The sequence below is a fragment of the Micropruina sp. genome (assembly GCF_027492755.1).
Lineage (GTDB): Bacteria > Actinomycetota > Actinomycetes > Propionibacteriales > Propionibacteriaceae > Micropruina.
Genome location: NZ_JAPUED010000206.1, coordinates 1 through 6,259, shown reverse-complemented (window position 1 = coordinate 6,259; position 6,259 = coordinate 1). Strand labels below are relative to the sequence as shown.

5 protein-coding genes are annotated in these 6,259 nt (G+C 69.1%); 3 read left to right on the top strand and 2 right to left on the bottom strand.

Annotated elements, in window-relative coordinates; genetic code table 11:
* Nucleotides 1–235 precede the first annotated feature (235 nt).
* Entirely contained in the window at nt 236–442 is a 207-nt protein-coding gene (locus Q0066_RS14270) for an AbrB/MazE/SpoVT family DNA-binding domain-containing protein (protein WP_298134026.1), read from the bottom strand.
* A 183-nt stretch (nt 443–625) separates the two neighbouring features.
* Complete coding sequence (locus tag Q0066_RS14265) at nt 626–1,366, bottom strand: hypothetical protein (RefSeq protein ID WP_298134024.1); 741 nt, start codon at nt 1,364–1,366, stop codon at nt 626–628.
* Nucleotides 1,367–1,523: 157 nt separating this feature from the next.
* On the opposite strand from Q0066_RS14265, the gene Q0066_RS14260 reads away from it, so the two are divergent.
* From Q0066_RS14260 to Q0066_RS14250, 3 genes are read left to right on the top strand one after another with little or no spacing between them, the layout of a single operon-like run.
* Nucleotides 1,524–3,452 (top strand): hypothetical protein, encoded by a 1,929-nt coding sequence (locus Q0066_RS14260; protein WP_298134022.1) that lies wholly within the window; start codon nt 1,524–1,526, stop codon nt 3,450–3,452.
* Nucleotides 3,433–5,073, top strand: a complete 1,641-nt coding sequence (locus tag Q0066_RS14255; RefSeq protein ID WP_298134020.1) for a class I SAM-dependent DNA methyltransferase — start codon at nt 3,433–3,435, stop codon at nt 5,071–5,073. The genes Q0066_RS14260 and Q0066_RS14255 overlap by 20 nt, the downstream gene beginning before the upstream one ends.
* Nucleotides 5,073–6,170, top strand: a complete 1,098-nt coding sequence (locus Q0066_RS14250; protein ID WP_298134018.1) for a restriction endonuclease subunit S — start codon at nt 5,073–5,075, stop codon at nt 6,168–6,170. Before Q0066_RS14255 ends, Q0066_RS14250 begins: the two co-directional genes overlap by 1 nt.
* Nucleotides 6,171–6,259 lie beyond the last annotated feature (89 nt).

The window sequence follows — 6,259 nt, the reverse complement described above, 5'->3', positions numbered from 1 at the left end:
CACACCGGGGCCAAGTTGCACCGTCGACAGCCGGAACGGGGCCGGCGGCCCGGTCTTCGTCGGCCGTCTGGGCGCCGGCGACGAGTCAGCCCCGGGCGCGGAAGGAGCCGGACTGAAGGGTGGCTCAGGAGCCGGGCTTTCCGACGGATAGCTCTCATAGCTGGACTGCGGTGTGGACTCCACGCTCGCCAGCGTATCGGGCAACGGTCGCCGCCCTCGTCCAGGTGGGTTGACCCTATTCCGCCGTGGCCCGTCGGTCGGCGATCAGTTCCGCAACCAGATCGTGGCCGATGAGCTGCTCGGCGATCATGTCTTGCGCCTGGTCGACCGACATCAAGTTCACCCCGGTTTCGGTCTGGACGGCGATGAGGCGGGTTCCTGGGTGCCAGTGCATGCCGCTACGCACCTCAGCCGGAATGACCAGCCGACCCCGAGATCCCATCACGAGGGTGTGCGTCCTGCTCATGTGCCAAGCGTGTCACCCGGGGTACGCAACTCGCAAAGCCGGCTCCCTGGATCAGGCGCCTGACGAGCTGAACTGGTAGGTGGCGGCGGCCTTCGCCAGCCGAGCGGAGGAGTGGGACCCCCCCGAAACGGTCCCACTCCGGCTTTGGGTGGACGACGGCTACTTGCCCGACTTCGACCAGGAGTAGGTCTCGTCACCGATGTCGGTGGCGATGCGGACGGCCTTGCGTCCGTCCTCGAAGGAGACCCAGCCGGTGCGGCACTTGCCGGGCTTCAGCGTCGAGCTCTGCCAGGTGTAGACCGGGAACTCCGGGGCGCGGTACGGGCCGTAGAGGCTGTACCTGCCGCCGGAATTGTCTTCGGCGTAGAGGCCGAGCCCTTGGGCGCTCAGCTCCTGAATGGTGTCGTCGCCCTTGTTGCAGACGGTCAGCTTGGCCTCGAGGTTGTCCTTGTCGAAGGTGTTGGTCGAGGGCTTGGGTTTGTCGATCCGCAGGGTGATCTCGATGTCCTCGTAGACGAAGCTGCCCTTCTTCCCCCACTTGAAGGTGGTGGGCGAGGCCGTCTCGACGGGTTCGGGCTCCGCTTCGGGATCGACTTCCGGGGTGGGCTCGGGCTCCGGTTCCGCGCTCTCGGACGGCGTGGGGACGGGGGAGGCCGTCGTGGTCGCCGTCACGGTGACGGTCGGCGCCGCGGCGGGGATGGCCACGTCGCCCGAGCCGCCTGCGGCGCCGGCGCCGAGCGCCGCTCCCAGCAGAAGCGCGGCCGCACCGATCGCCGGCCGGGAGGTGAGCAGGTTCCCTCGCTTCGGGGCGGGGTCCGGAGTCGGTGCCGATCCGGGCGGCGGCGAGTAGGCGGCGGGCCCGGGCTGGTACTCGGGGAACGGAGGCTGGGAGCCGGTCATGGTCACTCCTTGAGGTCTGGACGTGGCAATCAGACTGCCGACCAGCGGTGACAGTTCTCTGACAGACGGCTGATAAAGGGGGTTATCACACGAGCTGGGTTGCGCGAGTGCCGCGCATCTGCTGGGCTGTGGGCAGGAGGCTGACGTGGCAGAGCTGATGACAATGCGCGATATCGCCGAGCTCGCGCGCGTCCAGCGACCGGTGGTGACGGTGTGGCGACGCCGTTCGCGCGAAGGAGGCCACCCGTTCCCGGCCCCGCGGGATCGGCAAGGAACGCAGGAGTTGTTCCTGCGCGAAGAGGTGGTCTCGTGGCTGGAGGCGACCGGACGGGGCAACAACCCGCAAGCCCGCATCGATGCCGCGGCCTATCCCGGCCCCGCCCCGGGCCCTGCGCAGCTGGCGACGCTCAGCGCCCTGATCACCCTGCGTCAGTTGTACGGCGGACCTCTGGCCGAGGTGGGTGACCCCGACGATCTGCTCGACTTCGCCGAATCCAACGACCCGGATGACCGCTGCCTGTTCGGCGAGCTGGAGCGGGCCGCAGACCTCCCGGCCCTGATCCGGCAGGCGGACGAGATGGTCGCCGCCGCCTGGGATGCGGCGTCGGCGCATTCCCGCGTGCTGGAACTCTGGCTGCGCAACGCCGCCGAGCCGCTCGCGCAGGTGGCGCTGAGCGACGCCGCCGCCCGGCTGTTGCCGGAGCTCTTCGACCCGCTGGCCGGCGAACTCGGCAACCCGGCAGTGATGGATGCCACGGGTTGCCTGGGCGGCTTGTTCGTCGAGGCGGCCGCAGGACGGTCGCAGGCGCTGCTCATGGACGGTGATTCGCCGGCCCATCGGTTGGCTCGCCGGCAGCTCATCCTCGCCGGCCTGCCCCACCGCGTGGTCGATCCGGGCGACGGAGACTGGTCGGTCGCCGGCTCGGTCGCCCACCTGCTGGTCTTGCCCGCCGCCGGCGCACCTGCCTCGACGCCGCTCGACCACCTCGACCTTCTCGACGAGATCGCGCTCCAGCTGGGCGAGCAACAGCTCGTGCTCTGCCTCGCCCCCGCCGCCACCCTCACCGATCCGCTCGCCGGCGAGGTGCTGGCTCGCCGCGATCAGCTGCTGCGCGACGGGTTCGTCCGCGCGATCGTCCGCCTGCCTGCCGGCTGCCGCAGAGCGCACCCGCGCGAACCCTCCGGCCTGTGGCTGATGGGGGACGCCGATCCGGCGCCGATCGCGGACCGGCGGACGATGGTCGCCGACCTCAGCGACGGCAACCTCACCCGACTCGGCGGCCTGGTGGACGATCTCGTGGCCGCCTGGCAGGGCAGCGAAGGGGCCCGCCGACGGGCGTGGGCCCACCTGCACGCGGTTCCCACTCGTGACCTGGTGTCGGCCAGCGGAAGCCTGGTCCCGTCGCGGATACGCCTAGCGGCGGGGGCGGGGGCGGTGGCGAGCGGTGCGGATCGCGTCGTCCGGCTGCGCGCGGCGGATTCCGCGGGCAGGCTCGCCGGGTACGGGCTCGACCCGGCCGCCGGACGCGCCGACTTCGTCACGATCGGCCAGGCCCTGGGCCGCGGCTGGCTGCGCCTGGTGGCCGGACGCCGGCTCGACCCGCGCGGGCTGCCGTCCGGCTCGGTCGCCGTGATCGACGACCCAAGCCAGGCGCCGGGCGACCACCGGCGGGTCGACCGGCTGAGCCTGCTCGATCGCGCCGAGGTCGACTTCACCGAGCCGGGGGATGTCGTCTTCACGTCCCGGCCGCGCCCGTCCGCCACCGTGGACGCCGAGGGCGGAAACCTGGTGGCCACCCCCGCGCGGGCACTGCGGGTGACGGACGGCGCACCGCTGCTGCCCGACGCCGTCGCAGCCCGGATCAACGCCCAGACGAGCCCGGCCTGGCGCTCCTGGCCGCTGGCGACCGTCCCCACCCCCGACCGTGAGGCGCTCGGCGAGGCGCTCGCCGAGCTTGCCGCGCAGCGGGCCACGCTGGTGGCTGAACTGGCTGCCCTCGACGCCCTCACCCACGACCTGACCGACGCTGTCGAATCCCGGCAGCTCCGCCTCACCAAGGAGAACCATGGCGCGACGACGCTCTGAACCGGCCACCCAGGCTCCGACCACCATGAAGGAGTTGAAGGACACCCTGTGGAAGGCCGCCGACAAGCTGCGCGGCTCGCTGGAGGCCTCGGACTACAAGGACGTCATCCTCGGCCTGGTCTTCCTGAAGTATGTGTCGGATTCCTTCGCCGAGCGCCGTGAGCAGATCCGCGCCGAACTCGAGGCAGAGGGCGGCTACACCGCCGACGACATCGAGTACTCCCAGGAGGACCGCGACGAGTACAGCGGCTCGCAGGTCTTCTGGGTGCCGCCGGTCGCCCGCTGGGAATACCTGGCCGTCCGCGCCAAGGGCACCGAGGACGAGACCATCGGGCAGCTGATCAACGAGGCGATGAAGCAGCTCATGGAGGCCAACCCGGCGCTCGCCGGCACGCTGCCCCGGATCTACAACCGCGAGGCCGTCGACCAGCGCCGGCTGGGGGAGTTGCTCGACCTGTTCAACTCGGCGCGGTTCACCGGTGGCGGCGCGAGCCGGGCCCGCGACCTGCTGGGTGAGGTGTACGAGTACTTCCTGGGCAAGTTCGCCGCCGCCGAGGGCAAGCGGGGTGGCGAGTTCTACACCCCGCCGGGGGTCGTCCGGGTGCTGGTCGAAATGCTCGAACCGCAACGGGGACGCATCTACGACCCCTGCTGCGGCTCGGGCGGCATGTTCGTCCAAGCGGAGAAGTTCCTGGAGGCGCACCACCGCAACCCTTCCGACCTGAGCGTCTACGGCCAGGAGAACATGGAGCGCACCTGGCGGATGGCCAGGATGAACCTGGCCATCCACGGGCTCATCGGCAACCTCGGCCCGAGCTGGGGGGACACCTTCGCCCGCGATCTGCACCCCGACCTGGAGGCCGATTACGTGCTGGCCAACCCGCCGTTCAACATCAAGGACTGGGCCCGCAACGAGGAGGACGCCCGCTGGCGCTACGGCGTCCCGCCCGCCGGCAATGCCAACTACGCCTGGATCCAGCACATCCTGAGCAAACTGGCCCCCAGGGGCCAGGCCGGCGTGGTGATGGCCAACGGCTCGATGAGCACCAACTCCGGCGGCGAGGGCCAGATCCGCGCCCGGATCGTCGAGGCCGACCTGGTCTCGGCGATGGTCGCCCTGCCCACCCAGCTGTTCCGCTCCACCGGCATCCCGGTCTGCCTGTGGATCTTCGCCAAGAACAAGAAGTGGCGGACGGACCGAAGCGGCCAGGTGCTCTTCATCGACGCCCGCAACCTCGGCCACATGGTCGACCGTGCCGAACGCGCCCTCTCCGATGAGGACGTCGCCCAGATCGCCGACACCTACCGCACCTGGCGCGGCGAGCCTACGGCGAGCGACGGGCGTGGGACGGTCCCCGAGCCCGGGACGATCCCTGAGCCTGACGAAGGGTCGTCCTACGAGGACATCCCTGGCTTCTGCTACTCCGCCACCCTGGCCGAGATCAAGGCAGCCGACTACGCCCTCACCCCCGGCCGCTACGTCGGCACGGCAACCCCCGAGGACGACGGTGTGGACCTCGACGAGAAGATCAAGCTCCTAGCTGGCAGCTTGGTGGCCGCCCTGGACGAGTCGGCACGGCTCGACGCCGTGGTGCGTGAGCAGCTGGCGAGGCTTTCGTGATGCGTACAACCCTCGGCGCGGTAACCGACAACTTCGACGCCACGCGACGGCCGGTCAAAGCTACGGAACGTGAGGACGGTCCGTTTCCCTACTACGGCGCATCCGGCGTGGTGGATCACGTCAGCGACTACCTATATGACGGCGAGTACCTGCTGATTGCCGAGGATGGCGAGAACCTGCGGAGCCGGAATACGCCGATCGCGTTTCTGGCCTCCGGCCAGTTCTGGGTGAACAATCACGCACATGTCGTGCGCGCCAACCACATGGCCGACACGCGCTTCCTAGGCCATGCCCTTGCGCAGACCGACATCAGTGGCTATCTGAGTGGCTCGACCCTGCCCAAGCTCACGCGGAGAGCGATGGATTCCATCGTCCTTGATCTGCCGCCCCTTCCCACCCAGCGCGCCATCGTCGAAGTCCTCGGCGCCCTCGATGACAAGATCGCTGTGAATCAGTCTGTTGTGACCGCGTGTGATGAGTTGCGGCGGGCCAACTACGAGGCTGCCGTGGGCGAGGCCTCCAGACCGCTCTCCGAACTCGCTCGATTCGTCAACGGTCGTGCCTACACGAAGAGCGCGACTGGCACAGGAAGGGTGGTTGTCCGGATCGCCGAACTGAACTCGGGCCTCGGCGGGTCGACCGTCTACAACGACATCGAGGTGCCGGAAGACAATTTGGCTCGACCCGGTGACCTGCTGTTTGCCTGGTCAGGCAGTCTCACAGCTGCACGCTGGTATCGGCCCGAGGCCATCGTGAACCAGCACATCTTCAAGGTCATCCCGAATCATGACTGGCCGCTGTGGCTGGTCGCATGTGCGGTTGACCGGAAACTCGAAGACTTCAAGGCCATCGCAGCAGACAAGGCGACCACGATGGGTCACATCCAGCGCCGCCACCTGGATGAACCGGTCGGAGTGCCGGACCCGGCAGCCATTGCTGCGAGCGACGCGCTCATGACCACGCTGTGGGGGCGGGCGCTCGCGGCAGAGGTGGAATCCCTCCACTTGGCCGACCTCCGCGACACCCTGCTTCCCCACCTCATGAGCGGACGCATCACCGTCCGCAACGCTGAGCAGCAGGTCGAGGGGGTCCTGTGATGGGCACTCCACTTAGAGCCAATCGACTCCATTAAGTGGAAAGGGTCGCCATGTCATTGATCAGTGAAGCCGATTGGGAGAACGTCGCG